14 protein-coding genes are annotated in these 15,574 nt (G+C 75.8%); 7 read left to right on the top strand and 7 right to left on the bottom strand.

Annotation, left to right across the window (positions count from 1 at the left end; all coding sequences use genetic code 11):
- Nucleotides 1–7: 7 nt before the first annotated feature.
- The 4 genes from thiE (at nt 8) to guaA (ending at nt 3,845) form a co-directional block, all read left to right on the top strand.
- A complete protein-coding gene (gene thiE / locus FIC82_RS16305) occupies nt 8–700 on the top strand; it encodes a thiamine phosphate synthase (RefSeq protein ID WP_418884329.1) in 693 nt (230 codons plus the stop codon).
- 160 nt (nt 701–860) lie between these two features.
- Nucleotides 861–1,514, top strand: coding sequence for a GNAT family protein (locus tag FIC82_RS16300; protein ID WP_154799209.1), 654 nt, complete (start codon nt 861–863; stop codon nt 1,512–1,514).
- Complete coding sequence (locus tag FIC82_RS16295) at nt 1,511–2,209, top strand: OmpA family protein (RefSeq protein ID WP_154799208.1); 699 nt, start codon at nt 1,511–1,513, stop codon at nt 2,207–2,209. Before FIC82_RS16300 ends, FIC82_RS16295 begins: the two co-directional genes overlap by 4 nt.
- Before the next feature lie 34 nt (nt 2,210–2,243).
- Nucleotides 2,244–3,845: a glutamine-hydrolyzing GMP synthase gene (gene guaA / locus FIC82_RS16290; RefSeq protein WP_168732004.1), complete on the top strand. Its 1,602-nt coding sequence runs from the start codon at nt 2,244–2,246 to the stop codon at nt 3,843–3,845.
- A gap of 4 nt (nt 3,846–3,849) precedes the next feature.
- Here the strand turns inward: guaA and FIC82_RS16285 are convergent, their stop codons facing one another.
- Entirely contained in the window at nt 3,850–5,019 is a 1,170-nt protein-coding gene (locus tag FIC82_RS16285; protein WP_168732003.1) for a glycosyltransferase family 4 protein, read from the bottom strand.
- Between the two features lie 246 nt (nt 5,020–5,265).
- On the opposite strand from FIC82_RS16285, the gene FIC82_RS21305 reads away from it, so the two are divergent.
- Nucleotides 5,266–6,033, top strand: coding sequence for a hypothetical protein (locus FIC82_RS21305; RefSeq protein WP_336240055.1), 768 nt, complete (start codon nt 5,266–5,268; stop codon nt 6,031–6,033).
- Between the two features lie 205 nt (nt 6,034–6,238).
- Here the strand turns inward: FIC82_RS21305 and FIC82_RS16275 are convergent, their stop codons facing one another.
- Both FIC82_RS16275 and FIC82_RS21270 read right to left on the bottom strand, forming a co-directional pair.
- On the bottom strand, nt 6,239–6,823 hold the full coding sequence (locus FIC82_RS16275) for a hypothetical protein (RefSeq protein WP_154799206.1): 585 nt from the start codon (nt 6,821–6,823) through the stop codon (nt 6,239–6,241).
- Entirely contained in the window at nt 6,823–8,574 is a 1,752-nt protein-coding gene (locus tag FIC82_RS21270) for a PspC domain-containing protein (RefSeq protein ID WP_154799205.1), read from the bottom strand. The genes FIC82_RS16275 and FIC82_RS21270 overlap by 1 nt, the downstream gene beginning before the upstream one ends.
- Nucleotides 8,575–8,710: 136 nt before the next feature.
- On the opposite strand from FIC82_RS21270, the gene FIC82_RS16265 reads away from it, so the two are divergent.
- Together FIC82_RS16265 and FIC82_RS16260 are read left to right on the top strand one after the other, a co-directional pair.
- Nucleotides 8,711–10,150, top strand: a complete 1,440-nt coding sequence (locus tag FIC82_RS16265) for an ATP-binding protein (protein ID WP_168732002.1) — start codon at nt 8,711–8,713, stop codon at nt 10,148–10,150.
- Between the two features lie 77 nt (nt 10,151–10,227).
- Nucleotides 10,228–10,845, top strand: coding sequence for a LuxR C-terminal-related transcriptional regulator (locus FIC82_RS16260; protein ID WP_154800428.1), 618 nt, complete (start codon nt 10,228–10,230; stop codon nt 10,843–10,845).
- A 59-nt stretch (nt 10,846–10,904) separates the two neighbouring features.
- Here FIC82_RS16260 and cobA read toward each other — a convergent pair whose 3' ends face one another.
- The 4 genes from cobA to FIC82_RS16240 are packed head-to-tail and all read right to left on the bottom strand — an operon-like array spanning nt 10,905 to nt 15,454.
- Nucleotides 10,905–12,329 carry a uroporphyrinogen-III C-methyltransferase gene (cobA, locus tag FIC82_RS16255; protein WP_168732000.1) on the bottom strand — a complete coding sequence of 475 codons (1,425 nt, stop codon included), beginning with the start codon at nt 12,327–12,329 and terminating at the stop codon, nt 10,905–10,907.
- A gap of 10 nt (nt 12,330–12,339) precedes the next feature.
- A complete protein-coding gene (locus FIC82_RS16250; protein WP_154799203.1) occupies nt 12,340–13,722 on the bottom strand; it encodes a sulfate adenylyltransferase subunit 1 in 1,383 nt (460 codons plus the stop codon).
- The gene (gene cysD / locus FIC82_RS16245; protein ID WP_154799202.1) at nt 13,722–14,732 is read right to left on the bottom strand and encodes a sulfate adenylyltransferase subunit CysD; all 1,011 of its coding nucleotides are present in this window, start codon (nt 14,730–14,732) and stop codon (nt 13,722–13,724) included. Before cysD ends, FIC82_RS16250 begins: the two co-directional genes overlap by 1 nt.
- A gap of 8 nt (nt 14,733–14,740) precedes the next feature.
- A complete protein-coding gene (locus FIC82_RS16240) occupies nt 14,741–15,454 on the bottom strand; it encodes a phosphoadenylyl-sulfate reductase (RefSeq protein ID WP_418884360.1) in 714 nt (237 codons plus the stop codon).
- Between the last annotated feature and the right edge of the window lie 120 nt (nt 15,455–15,574).

Genomic DNA, 15,574 nt, shown 5'->3' with positions numbered 1-15,574 from the left:
CCGGCGGGTGAGCACCGAGACCTTCGCCACGCCCGCTACCCCCGTCGTGCCGGCTCCGGACGACGCGCGCACCCGCCTCGCCGATGCGCGCCTGTACCTCTGCACCGACGCGCGCGAGGAGCGCGGCGACCTCGAGGACTTCCTCCACGCCGCGCTCGCGGGGGGCGTCGACGTCGTCCAGCTCCGCGACAAGTCGCTCGACGTCGCGCGCGAGCTCGAGCTGCAGGATCTCGTCGCCCGGGTGGCGGCGGAGCACGGCGCGCTCTGGGCGGTCAACGACCGGGCCGACGTCGCGCGCCTCGCCGGCGCGCCCGTCGTCCACATGGGCCAGGGCGACCTCCCCGTGCCCGCGGTGCGCTCCCTGCTCGGCCCGGCGCCGGTGCTCGGCCGGTCCACCCACTCGGCCGACCAGGCCGCCGTGGCCGAGGCCGACCCGGACGTCGACTACTTCTGCGTCGGGCCGCTGTGGGCGACGCCCACGAAGCCGGGACGCGCCGCCGTCGGGCTCGACCTGCTGCGCGACGTCGCCGCGACGCGCCCGACGACCCCCTGGTTCGCGATCGGAGGGATCGATGCCGAGCGGCTCGGTGCGGTGCTCGACGCCGGCGCGACGCGCGTCGTCGTCGTGCGGGCGATCACGCAGGCGTCCGACCCCGAGCGTGCGGCGCGGGACCTGCGCGCCCGGCTCGGCACCGTCTGACGCGGGCGCTCCGCCGCGCCTCGACGCGGCGGAGAACGTCTCGGTATGGGTACTTCTGCCCGCCGCAGGAGGGTTACGCGGGTGTGCCCGGTATGGCAGGGTCGACGGCGGGTCGCCGCCCGGCAGTCGGGTGGCGGTGGACCGTCCGACTCGGGGGATCATGAACCGCGCACGCTCGTCGCTCACCGCCCTGGCCGTCATCGCCACGCTCGCGCTGTCAGGCTGCGGGCTGCTCGGCGGATCCCCGGAGGACGCCGACCCGCCCGCGGCGAGCTCGGCGCAGGCCGACGAGGGTGGCGCGGAGGCCGGCGTCGACGAGGCCGCCGCGGGTGGCGCGGCGCGCGTCGCCGACTCCGTCATGGCCGAGCAGACCGTCGACGCCCCGAGCAGTGAGCTCGGGGGAGAGCTCACGACGACGCTGCGCTCCGTCGAGGTCCAGGACGAGATCCTCACGGTGCGGTGGGCGCTCCGCTGGGACAGCGACGACCAGCCGGACGACGCGTCGGCGAGCCACCTGGACCTCGGCATCGACTGGGTCCTCACCGCGACCGACCCCGTCGGGCTCGTGCAGTACCGTCCGTTCTGCACGGAGGGCTCGTGGAAGGGTGGCTCACCGGACCCGCAGCAGTGCAGCTATCACATCGTCGGCTCGCCGCGGTACCCGTTCGACGGGTTCGTCAACCACGCGACGATCGAGGCGTTCGCCCAGCTCCCCGCCCCCGAGGGATCGCCCGCGACGATCGACGTCCTGCCCGGCCAGGGGCTGCCGGTCTTCACGGCCGCGGAGATCACGTACCTCGACGGTGCCGAGTGACGAGCTCCGCGCGGACCGCCGGCCGCTCGCCGCGCGTGCGTGCGGTCCGCACGGCGGCCGCGACCTTCCTCGGGGCCGTGCTCGTCGCCGCGCCGCTCGGCCCGACGCTCCCCGCGGCAGCGTCCGACGACGGCTCCGATCGTCACGACGAGCTCGTCGCCGAGGTCGAGCAGGAGCTCGCGGCGGAGCGCGAGGCGATCCTCGACGCGACGCCTCCCGGGGCGATCACGGACGCGATGCGCGAGGACGCCGTCCACCCGCTGAACGTCGACGACTCGACGTTCCCGCTCGACGTCGAGGACGCGACCACGCGCCTGGAGACGACGCGCGAGGACGCCGGCGAGACGGTCGTCGTGCTCACCTCCGACCTCCTGTTCCCGTTCGACGAGTCGGCGCTGACCCCGGCGGCGGCAGCGGCGCTCGCCGAGCTCGTGGACCAGATCCCGCAGGGGGCCGCGGTCGCCGTCGACGGGCACACCGACTCGATGGGGACCGACGCGCGCAACGACGAGCTGTCCGTCGCGCGCGCCGAGTCCGTGGCGGCCGTCCTGCGCGCCGAGCGGCCCGACCTCACCCTCACGGTCGGCGGGCACGGCAGCCGGGAGCCGGTGGCGGAGAACATCGTCGGCGGCGAGGACAACCCGGCGGGCCGGGCTCTCAACCGGCGCGTCGAGCTGTCCTTCGAGGACGGCTGACGGGCAGCGGTCCGCGGGCACCTAGAATCGACGGGTGACCTCCGCTCCCGACGCCTCCACGTCTCCCGCGCCCGCCACGCCCCGACCTGTCCTCGTCGTCGACTTCGGCGCGCAGTACGCGCAGCTCATCGCGCGCCGCGTGCGCGAGGCCAAGGTGTACTCCGAGATCGTGCCGCACACGTTCACGGTCGAGCAGATGCTCGCGAAGGACCCGGCGGCCATCATCCTCTCGGGCGGCCCGTCGTCCGTGTACGCGACCGGCGCCCCGTTCGTCGACCCCGCGCTGTTCGACGCCGGCGTCCCCGTCATGGGCATCTGCTACGGGTTCCAGGCGATGGCCAAGGCGCTGGGCGGCGAGGTGGCCCAGACGGGCCTGCGCGAGTACGGCGGCACCGAGGTCGAGGTCTGCTCGGCAGGCGTGCTGCTCGCCGAGACCCCCGAGAACCAGACCACGTGGATGAGCCACGGCGACGCCGTGCACCGCGCGCCCGAGGGCTTCGAGGTGCTCGCGACGTCGTCCGGCTCGCCGGTCGCCGCGTTCGAGAACCGTGAGCGCCGCCTGTTCGGTGTGCAGTGGCACCCCGAGGTCAAGCACTCCGCGCACGGCCAGACCGTGCTCGAGCACTTCCTGTACGACGGCGCGGGGCTGGCTCCCGACTGGACTCCCGGCAACGTCATCGCCGACCAGGTCGCGGCGATCCGCGCCCAGGTGGGCGACGCGCGCGTCATCTGCGGCCTCTCGGGCGGCGTCGACTCGTCCGTCGCCGCGGCGCTCGTGCAGAAGGCCGTGGGCGACCAGCTCACGTGCGTGTTCGTCGACCACGGCCTGCTGCGCGCGGGCGAGGCCGAGCAGGTCGAGCGCGACTTCGTCGCCGCCACGGGCGTGCGGCTCGTCGTGCGCGACGAGCGCCAGCGCTTCCTCGCGGCGCTCGCGGGGCACAGCGACCCCGAGACCAAGCGCAAGATCATCGGTCGCGAGTTCATCCGCGTGTTCGAGGACGCCGCGCGCGACGTCGTCGCCGAGGCCGGCGCGCACGGGGAAGAGGTCAAGTTCCTCGTCCAGGGCACGCTCTACCCGGACGTCGTCGAGTCCGGCGGTGGTGAGGGCGCGGCGAACATCAAGTCCCACCACAACGTCGGCGGCCTCCCCGACGACCTGCAGTTCTCGCTCGTCGAGCCGCTGCGGACGCTGTTCAAGGACGAGGTCCGTGCCGTCGGCCTCGAGCTCGGCGTGCCCGAGGAGATCGTCTGGCGTCAGCCGTTCCCCGGCCCCGGGCTCGGCATCCGCATCGTCGGCGAGGTCACGGGCGACCGGCTCGAGACGCTGCGCGCCGCCGACGCCATCGCGCGCGAGGAGCTGACGAAGGCCGGCCTCGACCGCGAGATCTGGCAGTGCCCCGTCGTGCTGCTCGCGGACGTGCGCTCCGTGGGCGTGCAGGGCGACGGCCGCACCTACGGTCACCCGATCGTGCTGCGACCGGTGTCGTCCGAGGACGCGATGACGGCGGACTGGACGCGCCTGCCCTACGACGTGCTGTCCGTCATCTCGACGCGCATCACCAACGAGGTCGCGGAGGTCAACCGGGTCGTCCTCGACGTGACGAGCAAGCCCCCGGGCACCATCGAGTGGGAGTGACCCCTTAGCGGGGGCGACGGGCCCGGCGAGCCACCGCGATCGAGGTGGCTCGCCGGGCCCGTTCGTACGCCGCCTCGACGTCCGCGAGGACGCGCGGCCAGCCTGCCGACGACGGGACGTCGCGGTTGTGCGCGACGATCCGGTCGAGCAGGCCGTCCTCGGTCGCGAGGCGGACGAGCGCGTCGGTGAGGCCGGCGTCGTCGTCCGCGAGGAGCGCGTCGACGCCGTCGGTGAGGCGTTCCGCGACGCCGGACTGCGAGCGCGTGAGGACGGCGAGCCCGGCGGCCTGGCCCTCGAGCGCGGCGATGCCGAACGCCTCCTCGACGGCGGGCGCGGCGAACACGTCGGCGCGCGCGTAGAGGCGCTTGAGCCCGGTCGCGTCGAGCCGTCCGGGCAGCGACACGACCGTCCCCAGCCCGTGCTCCGCCACGAACCGGCGTGCCACGTCGAGCTCGGGGCCGTCCCCGGCGAGCGTCACGTGGAGCGCCCCCTCGGGCAGGCGCGCGACGGCGTCGCGCACGACCTCCAGGAGCGGCAGCACGCGCTTGCGGGGAGCGAACCGCGTCGCCGCGACCACGTGCACCGCGGCACCCTCCATGCGGTCTCCGCGCTCGGTGCGCGGGACGCGCCACGCGTCGAGGTCCAGGCCGTTGTGCAGCACCACGACCTCGCCGTGGTCGCCGACGATGCGGCGCAGGGGCGCGGCCGTCAGCTCGCTCACGGCGGACCACAGCACGGGCCAGCGCGACCAGCCCACGACGCGGTCGAGCCCGGCGAACGCCTTCTCCGCCCGGCCCCACACGCTGTGCACGGTGAGCACCGCGGGCAGGCCCGCGCGGACGACGGTGCGCAGCGACGCCTGCGTCGAGGGCGTGAGGACCCCCATGTGCAGGTGCACGACGTCGGGCCGGTCCGCCCCCAGGATCCGCGCCACGTGGTGCGGTGCGCGCGGGTGCACGGGGTAGCCGCCCGGGACGCGCGCGGCGAGCCGGTGGACCGTGACGTCCCCCTCCCGCTCGGTGGAGACCCCGTGCGCGCCCGGACGGGCCGGGGTCGTGCAGACCACCGAGACGTCGTGGCCGGCCGCGGCCTGCTGCTGGGCGAGGCGCGCGACCTGGGTCTCGATCCCGCCGAGCAGGGGCAGGTAGCAGTCGGTCAGGTGGGTGATGCGCACGGACGGCATCCTCCCATCCCCGCGCGGGGTGACGTCGGACCGGTCCCGTCCGGCCCGCGGCCCGCGGTGAGGGCGGGCCGGGCTCCGGGCGACGCGCTGAGGTGCGCGTTCGCCGCGCGGTCCGTCGTCGTCGTCGCTACCGTGGGTCCCGTATGGGTGGTTCGACCGCCCTGCGGCGGTCCCGCGCCCGCGGGTCGCGGCCCGCGGGCGGCATCAGGTGGGTCCTGACGAAGGGGAGAGCGCGCCATGTCGAGCACCGTCACCGTCACACCGGCGAAGGGGGCACGGGGCATCGGCCTCGTGTCGATCATCGCCGGCATCGTCCTCCTCCTCGCCGGGATCGGGACCTGGATCGTCGTCGCGAACCAGCTCTCCGCCGAGGAGATCACCGTCTCGGACGACGCGTCGTTCATGGCGGGCCGCCACGTCAACGGGCCGCTCACCGCGTACGCGCAGGCCGAGGTCATCAACAAGCACGCCCTCGAGGCGAGCGGTGGCCAGACGTACGCCGAGCTCGACCAGGACGACCCGACGCGCCAGACCGTCATGACGGCGTCGTTCCTCCGGGCGTCGCTCTTCACGTCCGTCGTCGCGTTCGGCGTGTGCCTGCTCGTCATGGGGCTCGGTGTCCTGTTCATCCTCGTCGGGATCGCGCTCCGGCGGCTCGCGGGCGGCCCCAGCGTCGCGGTCGAGACGCCGGGGGCGTACACGTCGTCGGGTGACCTGTCGGACGCGGGCCGACACGTGGCGCCCGCCCATGCGGCTCCCACCGCGCCGCCCGTCCGTCCCGAGCCCACACCTCCGGCCGAGCCGCCGAGCCGCGCGTCCGCCCTCTCGACTCCGGGCGCCGAGGCGCGCGCGGCCGCGACGCCCGTCGAGGCGACGGGCGCACCCGGCACGGGGACGCCGTCCGCCCCCGGTGCGTCACCCGCCGCCTCGCCGGACACGACGCCGCCCGCGACCGGTCCGACCGTCACCCCGCCCGAGCGTCGGGGCGACGAGCCGACCCCCTGACCGTCCCGGCCGTCCGTCCGGACGCCGAGGACCCGCTCCCGCCGGGTCGCACCGGGGAGAGTGTGCGGGGCGGCGTCGCTCGGACACACCGAGGGGCCGTGGCACGTGTGCCACGGCCCCTCGGTGTGTCTCCGCCTGTATCGTCTCGGCCCGCCGTGTCAGGGTCGGCGCGGCGGGCGCCCCGCGCGGCACGGGCCGGACCGGCTCAGCCTCGCCGGCGCCGGGCCCCCGAGACGATGGACCCGATCACGAGCGTGAGACCTGCCGCGGCGAGCACGACGATCGTGGCGAGCCCGAGGTCGACCCGTGCGCCGAGCGCGGCGGCGAGGACGACGACGCCGAACGCGACGATGACGAATCCCCACACGATCGTGGAGACGCGCGGGCCGCGACGGACCGGTGAGGTGGGTTCGGCGGGCGCACCGGGCGGCCGGTGCGCCGTAGGCGACGTCGCGACGGGTGCCGGCCCCGAGGGCGGGACGGCGCCGGCGGTCGGCCCAGGGCTCGACAGGGTGTGCGGAACCGTCTCCGGGGGCTCGTGGGTCGTCGGCCCGGGCACGTCCAGGACGGACGTCTCCCCGTCCCGAGCCGGCGGCCCGGAGCGCAGCGGCTCCGTCGGGAGCGGCTCGGGTGCCGCCGGGTCTCCCACGAGAGGCTCCGTGGCCGGCGGCTCGGTGGACAGCGGGACCGTCGGGTGGGCGTCCGCTCCCGGGGTCGCGGTCCGGGGCGTGTCGAACAGCTCGTCGCCGAGCGGCCGCGTGTCGTCGTCGCGGCGGTCTCCGTCGTTCATCAGTCCTCCTCGATCGTGATCTGACCGGCCCCGACCTCGACCCGCAGCACGAGCAGCGGGTCGTCGCCGGACTGGACCTCGTCGTTGTCGAACGTGACCGGCTGCGTGCTGACGCCGCCGATCTCCTGCCGGTCGCCGTCGACGTGCCAGCGGGCGTTGCCGGCGAGCACCTGGACCTCCGCACGGACGGGGACGCCGTCGGGCACCACCACCGTCGCGTCACCCGCACCGAGCTGGACCGGGACCTCGACGGGGGAGGCCGCCGTCGCGTCGGACAGGTCGAGCCCGGTGAGGTCGATCGTCGGGTCGCCGAACGTGACCCCGAACCCTTCCTCGGCGACGTCCGGGTCGGTCACGCGGTGCGTGCCGTCGGTGACGGTCCGTACCGAGTCGTCGAGGAAGAAGGTGAAGGGTGCGGACCGCCACGCGGATGCGGGGAGCGCGACGACGAGCAGGAGCACGGCCAGCCAGCCGAGGCCGCCGCTCGTCCGCCCGCGCAGGCCGCTGACGACGATCGCGAGGCCGGCGAGGATGCCGGACAGGCCCGCCCAGGTGAGGAAGACGGGCCAGGGGAGCTCGCCCTGGCGCTCGACGACGAGCAGGAACGCGCCGAGCAGGAGGCTCAGCCCGACCACGATGCCGGTCGTGGTCGCTCCCGGCCCCCGGGTGCGCGGGGGCTTCGGCGGCCGGGGAGCCTGCGGGGGCTGTGGCGGCCGCGGCGCGGACGGGTTCTGCCGTCCCTGGTGGACACGCGGTGCTCCGGCCTGCGGGGCGCGGGGCGCCGTCGGGCCGAGCGGTGCGCCCGAGGCGTACGGGGGGACGGGCGCGGTCACGCCCGGCGCGGCCGACGTGTAGGGGCCGGCCTCGGCGGACCAGGTGACGCGGTCCTGGGGGCCGGTGGGCGCGGCGCCCGACGGCGTCCCGGGGGTGCCCCACGGGGCGTCGGTCGGTGCGGGGCCGCCACCGGGAGAGCCGGGAGGGTTCCCCGGCCCGGTCGGACCGTACCCGGGTCCGGTCGGGCCGTACCCGGGCGTCCCGGGACCACCGGCGCCCGGGGCGCCGGGACCTCCGGGCCACGGCGGCGCCGGCGGCGGCGCGCCCTGGGTGCCCCGGGGGCCGCGCTGCGTGAGAGCCGAGGCCACGACGACGGCCACGGTGACGAACGCCGCGACCCAGAACAGACCTGTCAGCCACCCCAGGTGGAGCGCGTCCCACCACGACCACCAGCCGCCGCCCCAGGAGAAGCCCACGACGACGAACGCGGCCGCGCCGAGCAGCGCGACGTCGACGTTGCCGCGGAACGCCTCCTGCAGGTGGATGCGCCCGTCGCGCCGCTCCGGCAGCAGGGCCCACGCCGCGCCGTACAGGACGAGCCCGGCACCGGACAGGAAGAACGTCACGAACAGCAGACCGCGCACGATGAGCGGGTCGATCCCGAACCGCTCGGCGACGCCGGACGCGACACCACCGATCCACCGGTCGTCCGCACGGTAGATGCCGACACGGCGGACGGCGTCGAAGAACCCGTCGGTGCCGTTCGGGCGGGTCGCGCCCGGGCCCTGCGGCGAACCCTGGGGAGGGCCCTGCGGCGGACCCTGCCCGGGATCGGTCGGGCCGGAGGGCCCGGTCCACGCGGGGTCGGGGCCGCCCGGCCCTGGAGGGACGGTGCCCGGCTGGGCGCCGGGCGTGTTGGCGGCGCCGCCGGAGGGCCCGGGCTGGGGGCCGGGTCCGGGAAGGTCGGGAGTGCTCATGACCACCATGCTGGTCCCGGAGCCGCCTCGCCGGTATCGGGTGCCACCCTGACCCGACCCTGAACGGGTCGCTGCGCGACCCTGGTTTCCCCGTCCGGGGGCGCTCCGAGCGCCCGGGACGTGTGACGATCGGGGGGTGACCACTCCTGCACGCCCCGGCCCGCGGCCCGGCGCACCGAGCGGCACCGGTCGCGGTGCCCGGCCCGGTGCCCGCCCGCGTGACCTGCCGCTGCGCCGCCCCGAGCGCGGCCGCTGGGTCGCCGGCGTGTGCGCGGGGCTCGCGGCGCACCTGGGCGTGGGCGTCGGGGTCGTGCGCCTCGTGATGGCGTTCCTCGGGCTCGCGGGCGGTGCCGGTGTCGCGCTCTACGTGTTCTGGTGGCTCACGGTGCCGTCCGGCGACCCGGCCGCGGCGCGCGACGAGCAGCGCCCGGCGTCGCTGTCGCGCCTCGCGCCGCGGCTGCAGGGCAGCGTGCGCCGGCTCCCCGTGCGCGACGTCGCGATCGGCGTCGTCCTGCTGGGCGGCGCCGCCCTGCTCGTCGCGCTGCGCACCGGCATCGACGTCGAGGTGTCGTGGGTGATCCCCGTCCTCATCGCGCTCGCGGGCGCGGCGCTCGCGTGGAGCCAGCTCGACGCCGTCGAGCGCGGCCGCCTGCTCACGCGGGCCGGCGGGCGCACGCCCGCCGGGGTCCTCCGCATCGCGGGCGGCGTCGTGCTCGTGCTCGTGGGCATCGTCCTCCTCGTGGGGCAGGACGCGCGGCCCACCCAGATCGTCCGCGCGGCGGTCGCGGCGGTCGCGGTCCTCGGCGGCGTCGCGATCGTGCTCGCCCCGTGGTGGCTCAAGCTGGTCCGCGAGCTCGGGGACGAGCGTGCCGCGCGCGCCCGGGAGGCCGAGCGCGCCGACATCGCCGCGCACCTGCACGACTCGGTCCTCCAGACGCTCGCGCTCATCCGCGCCCGCGCGTCGGACTCCGACACGGTCGCGCGCCTCGCGCGCGCCCAGGAGCGCGAGCTGCGCGAGTGGCTGTACGACGACCGCCCCTCGCCGGGGACGTCGCTCGCCGCCGAGCTGCGCGGGCTCGTCGCGGAGATCGAGGACGGGCGTGTCGGCCGACGGGCCGAGCCCATCGGGGCTCCCGGTGCCGGCGTGCCGGGCGGCGCCGAGCCCGACCCGGGACCGGTCGTCGTGGACGTCGTCGTGGTGGGCGACTGCACCCCCACCCAGGAGACCGCGGCGCTGCTCCAGGCGACGCGGGAGGCGCTCGTCAACGCCGTCGCGCACGGCGGGCCGCCGTACTCGGTCTACCTCGAGGTGAGCGACGCGGCCGTCGAGGTCTTCGTGCGCGACCGCGGGGACGGCTTCGACATGGACGACGTCGCGCCCGACCGGTTCGGCGTCCGGGAGTCGATCCTCGGGCGCGTCCAGCGCCGCGGCGGCAAGGCCGAGATCATCAGCAGGCCGGGGTGGGGCACGGAGGTACGGTTGCGCGTGCCACGGGCCGTGACGGGAGAGCCCGAGCCCGCCCGCCCGCCGTCGGGCACCCCGTCGAGCGCCCCGTCGAACCAGGAGGACCCGTGACGACCATCCCCAGCACGCCCGCCGACGGCGTCCCAGCGACCGGCCCCGTCCCGGTGGTGCTCGTCGACGACCACCACATGTTCCGGGCGGGCGTGCGCGCGAGCCTCGACCCGGCGCTCGTCGCCGTGGTGGGGGAGGCGGACGACGTCGAGTCCGCGGTCGCGCGCGTGCACGAGCTGCGGCCCCCGGTCGTGCTGCTCGACGTGCACCTGCCCGGCGGGAACGGGGGCGGCGGCGCCGAGGTCATCCAGCGCTGCGCCGATGTGCTCGGCGACGTGCGGTTCCTCGCGCTGTCGGTGTCCGACGCCGCGGAGGACGTCGTCGCGGTCATCCGCGCCGGGGCGCGCGGGTACGTGACCAAGGCGATCTCCGGGCCGGACCTGTCGGCGGCCGTCGGGCAGGTCGCGGGGGGCGACGCGGTGTTCTCGCCGCGCCTCGCCGGGTTCGTGCTCGACGCGTTCGGCACGGGCGCGGGCGACGTCGCGGTGCGCGACGACGAGCTCGACCGGCTCTCGGCCCGCGAGCAGGAGGTCATGCGCCTCATCGCACGCGGCTACACCTACCGCGAGGTCGCGTCCGAGCTGTTCATCTCGATCAAGACGGTCGAGACCCACGTCTCCGCGGTCCTGCGCAAGCTCCAGCTCTCGTCCCGTCACGAGCTCACCCGCTGGGCGGCCCAGCGCCGCCTCCTCTGACCGCTGAGTGCATGAAATAGTCGTCCTCGAACCGATTCGAGGGCGACTATTTCATGCACTCAGCGAGGGGCGGGGGTCGGCCAGGCGGGGGAGAGGGTGACGACGTCGCCCACGACCGTGACCGCCGGGGGGCGGACGCCCGCCTCGCGGGCGCGGTCGGCGATGGTCGCGAGGGTGCCGACCGTCGTCCGCTGGCGCGGGCCGTAGCCGTCCTCGACGACCGCGACGGGCGTCTCGGGCGAGCGGCCCTGCGCGACGAGCGCGTCCGCCGTCTCCGCGAGCCGCGAGACGCCCATGAGCAGGACGACCGTGTGGTCGCTCGCCGCCGGGACCTTGCCGACGTCCTCGTGCCCGGTGAGCACGGTGAAACCGCGGGACAGGCCGCGGTGCGTCACGGGGATGCCTGCGGCTGCGGGGACGGAGACGGCGCTCGTCACGCCCGGCACGACCTCCACCGGGATGCCGTGCTCGCGGCACGCGTCGAGCTCCTCGCCGCCGCGGCCGAACACGTACGGGTCGCCACCCTTGAGGCGCACGACCCGCCGCCCGACGAGGGCGTGGTGCACGAGGATCCGGTTGATCTCCGCCTGCGGCACCGGGTGGTGCCCCGGCGTCTTGCCGACGTCCACGACCTCGACGTCGTCGCCGAGCTCGGCGAGCAGGCCGCGTGGCCCGAGCCGGTCGACCACGACGACGTCCGCCTCCGCGAGCAGGCGTCGCCCGCGCACCGAGATCAGCCCCGTGTCGCCGGGCCCGCCCCCGACGAGGGCGACCGACCCCACCGGGCGCACGAGCGGTGCCGTGACGGCACCGGCGAGCGGCAGGCCGCCCAGCTGCTCGTCGGCGCCCGACGAGGCGACGCCGGGCGCGCGCACGGCGCGGAGCGGCAGCTCGCCCGTCTCGAGCAGGGCGGCGACGGCGTCGCGCACGCGCTGGGCGCGCCGTGGGTCCCGGCCCGCGTTGACCGACACCGTGACCTCTGCGGCCTGGCGGAGCGAGTCGTCGCGAGCCGGACCGCCCGCAACGTCACCCGGAGCCGTGCTCGGGACGCGCGTACGCGCCACGGCGGGCACCCACGCGGTCGCGAGGTCGGCGTCACCCGCGGCGACGCAGAAGACCCGGTCGGCCTCGGCGTCGGCCGCGACCTCGGCGTCCACGTGCGGGTCGCCGGTCGCGGTGTGGACGAGCCACGCGCCGTCGAGGTCGCCCGTGAGGTAGTCGCGCCGCACCCACGACAGCCGCGCGCCGCGGTCCCGGGGCGCGACCGCGTGCCCGTGGGCGCCTCCGGCGTCCTCGGTCCCGTGGGCCGCGAGCAGCTCTGCGAGGTCCTCGCACACGAACGGCGCGACGACCGAAACGACGGCGCCCGCGTCGAGGAGCCCGCGCGTGCGGCGCGCCGCGACGGGGCCACCGCCGACCACGACGGTCCGGCGGCCGTCGAGACGCAGGCCCAGGGGGTACGTCTCGTGCTCGGGTGCGGTCACGGTTGCCAGCCTAGATCGCGTACGAGCCGGGCCGGGACGCCGGGCGGCGCGCGGCGGCGAGCGCGTCGCCGACCATGCCGGCGGCGAGCGTGCCGCCGTCCTGGCCGTCGACGAGCAGGAACGCGCCCGTGCGCCGGGCGACGACGTACTCCTCGGCGGCGACGGGCGACGCGAGCCGCAGCGTCACGCGACCGATGTCGTTGAGGTCGAGGCGCTCGGCGGGCTCGAGCTCGGCGGTGTCGAGGTCGAGCCGCCCGACGACGTCGCGCACGACGGCCTGCACGGTGCGCGTCGTGTGCTTGAGCAGCACGCGGGCGCCGGGCAGGAGCGGGCGGTCGCTGAGCCACGCGACGGTGCCCTCGACGTCCTGCGTGACCTCGGGGGCCTCGGCAGCGGAGGCGATGAGGTCGCCGCGCGCGACGTCCACGTCGTCCGCGAGGCGGATCGTCACGGACTGCGGGGCGAACGCCTCCGTGAGCTCCTCGCCGGACGCGAGCGAGTCGGCCGTGTCGATCCCGACGACGGTCGTCCGGCGGCCGGACGGCAGCACCACGACCTCGTCCCCGACCGTCACCACGCCCGACGCCACCTGGCCGGCGTACCCGCGGTAGTCGCGGTAGCGCTCCTCGGCGGCGGCCTGGGGGCGGATGACAACCTGCACGGGGAAGCGGAACGCCTCGGCCTCCGGGTCGTCGCCCGTCGGGAGCTCCTCGAGGAGCTCGAGCAGGCTCGGGCCGTCGTACCAGGGCGTGTTGACGCTCGCCCGGTCCACCACGTTGTCGCCCACGAGCGCGGAGACCGGGATCGTGTGCACGTCGCCGACGCCGAGCGACGTCGCGGCCGCGCGGATGTCCGCCGCGAGCTCCTCGTACCGGGCCTCGCTGTAGTCGACGAGGTCGATCTTGTTGACCGCGACGACCACGTGCGGCACGCGCAGGAGGCTCGCGACCGCGAGGTGGCGGCGCGTCTGCTCCAGCAGGCCCTTGCGCGCGTCGATGAGCAGCACGACGACGTCCGCCGTCGACGCCCCGGTCACCGTGTTCCGCGTGTACTGCACGTGCCCGGGGCAGTCGGCGAGGATGAACGAGCGGCGCGCCGTCGCGAAGTACCGGTACGCGACGTCGATCGTGATGCCCTGCTCACGCTCGGCCCGCAGGCCGTCGGTGAGCAGCGCGAGGTCGGCGGTCTCGAGCCCGCGGTCGCGCGAGACGCGCTCGACGGCGTCGAGCTGGTCGGCGAGGACGGACTTCGAGTCGAAGAGCAGGCGGCCCACGAGCGTGGACTTGCCGTCGTCGACGGAACCCGCCGTCGCGAGGCGCAGCAGCGTGCCGCGCCGCGCGTCGTCGAGCGGCAGGGTCGCGCCCTCGGCGACGGTGCTGGTCTGGGTGCCCATCAGAAGTACCCCTCCTTCTTGCGGTCTTCCATCGCGGCCTCGGAGAGGCGGTCGTCGGCGCGGGTCGCGCCGCGCTCGGTGATGCGGGTCGCGGCGACCTCCGCGATGACGTCCTCGACGCCCGTCGCGTCGGAGCGCACGGCGCCGGTGCACGACATGTCGCCGACGGTGCGATAGCGCACCCTCTCCGTCCGCAGGGACGCGGCCTCGGCGTCCGTGCGGGGCTCCGAGTACGGCCCGACGGCGAGCAGCATCCCGTCGCGGTCGAACACCTCGCGGTCGTGCGCGTAGTAGAGCTCGGGGAGCTCGATGCGCTCGCGTGCGATGTAGCGCCACACGTCGAGCTCGGTCCAGTTCGACAGCGGGAACACGCGGACGTGCTCGCCCGGCCGGTGGCGCCCGTTGTAGAGGTTCCACAGCTCCGGGCGCTGGTTGCGCGGGTCCCACTGACCGAACTCGTCGCGCAGCGAGAACACGCGCTCCTTGGCGCGCGCCTTCTCCTCGTCGCGACGGCCACCCCCGAACACGGCGTCGAACCGGTGGCCCGAGATCGCGTCGAGCAGCGGCTGCGTCTGCAGGGGGTTGCGCGTCCCGTCGGCGCGCTCGCGCAGGCGGCCGTCGTCGAGGTAGTCCTGCACGCTGGCGACCTCGAGCCGCAGGCCGAGGCGCTGCGCGGTCGCGTCGCGGTAGGCGAGCACCTCCGGGAAGTTGTGGCCCGTGTCCACGTGGAGCACGGGGAACGGCACCGGGCCGGGCGCGAACGCCTTGACCGCGAGGTGCAGCATCACCACGGAGTCCTTGCCGCCGCTGAACAGCAGCACGGGCCGCTCGAACTCGGCGACGACCTCGCGGATGATGTGGATGCCCTCGCTCTCGAGCGCGTCGAGCTGCGCGAGGCGGCGCCCGCCCGGCAGCGCCGTGGCGGGGGCCGGCGCAGCCTCTGCGGAGGCGCCGGCGGGAGCACCGGCGGGGGAGCCCGGTGCGTCGGTCGTCAGGTCGATGGTCGTCATGCCCGTCCTCATACGTGGAGTCCGCACTCTGTCTTGTCGAGCCCCGCCCAGCGGCCGGCCCTCGGGTCCTCGCCCGGCGCGACGCGCCGGGTGCACGGCTGGCAGCCGATCGACGGGTAGCCGTCGTTGAGCAGGGGGTTGAGGATCACCTGGTGCCGCGCGGCGTACGCGAGCAGGTCGTCGAACGACCAGGCCGCGAGCGGGTTGATCTTCACGAGCCCGTTCTTCTCGTCGAAGGTCACGAGCGGGGTGCTCGTCCGGGTCGGCGCCTCGTCGCGGCGCACGCCCGTGACCCACACCTCGTAGCCCGCGAGCGTGCGGTGCAGCGGCTCGACCTTGCGCATCTGGCAGCACAGCGCCGGGTCGCGACCGAACAGGTCCTTGCCGTGCGCCGCGTCCTGCTGGGCGACCGTGAGCTCGGGCCGGACGTCGACGATCGTCACGTCCATCTGCTGCTCGACGGCGTCGCGCGTCCCGACCGTCTCGGCGAAGTGGTAGCCCGTGTCGAGGAACAGGACGTCGACCCAGGGGACCTGCGCCGCCACGACGTGGGGGAGCACGGCGTCGGCCATGGAGCACGCGACCGCGACGGACGTCCCGAACTCGCGTGCCGCCCAGGCGATGACCTCCTCGGCCGTCGCCTCCGGACGCGTGGCACCCTCGACGCCCGGCGTGCCGTCGCCGTGCAGCAGCTCCTCGCCGCGCCGCGCGATCTCGCGCAGCTCGTCGAGCGACCGCTTCGGCCGGCCGTGGCGCTCGCGCTCCGCGTGGTGCGCCGCCTTCGCGCTCTCGCGTTGCTCGGCCTTCGCCCGCGCCGCGGCGCGCAGCGCGGCCAGCGGGTC

It is taken from the genome of Cellulosimicrobium protaetiae (genome assembly GCF_009708005.2).
Lineage (GTDB): Bacteria > Actinomycetota > Actinomycetes > Actinomycetales > Cellulomonadaceae > Cellulosimicrobium > Cellulosimicrobium protaetiae.
The sequence above is the reverse complement of the archived record's forward strand: the minus strand, read 5'-3'. Positions and strand labels throughout refer to the sequence as shown.

What these genes read in the sequence shown, in the direction of transcription:
- FIC82_RS16300 (WP_154799209.1), top strand. Translation starts at nt 861, where the DNA reads ATGAACCGCGCACGCTCGTCGCTCACCGCCCTGGCCGTCATCGCCACG.
- FIC82_RS21305 (WP_336240055.1), top strand. Translation starts at nt 5,266, where the DNA reads ATGTCGAGCACCGTCACCGTCACACCGGCGAAGGGGGCACGGGGCATC.
- FIC82_RS16275 (WP_154799206.1), bottom strand. Translation starts at nt 6,823, where the DNA reads ATGAACGACGGAGACCGCCGCGACGACGACACGCGGCCGCTCGGCGAC.
- FIC82_RS21270 (WP_154799205.1), bottom strand. Translation starts at nt 8,574, where the DNA reads ATGAGCACTCCCGACCTTCCCGGACCCGGCCCCCAGCCCGGGCCCTCC.
- FIC82_RS16260 (WP_154800428.1), top strand. Translation starts at nt 10,228, where the DNA reads ATGTTCCGGGCGGGCGTGCGCGCGAGCCTCGACCCGGCGCTCGTCGCC.
- FIC82_RS16250 (WP_154799203.1), bottom strand. Translation starts at nt 13,722, where the DNA reads ATGGGCACCCAGACCAGCACCGTCGCCGAGGGCGCGACCCTGCCGCTC.
- cysD (WP_154799202.1), bottom strand. Translation starts at nt 14,732, where the DNA reads ATGACGACCATCGACCTGACGACCGACGCACCGGGCTCCCCCGCCGGT.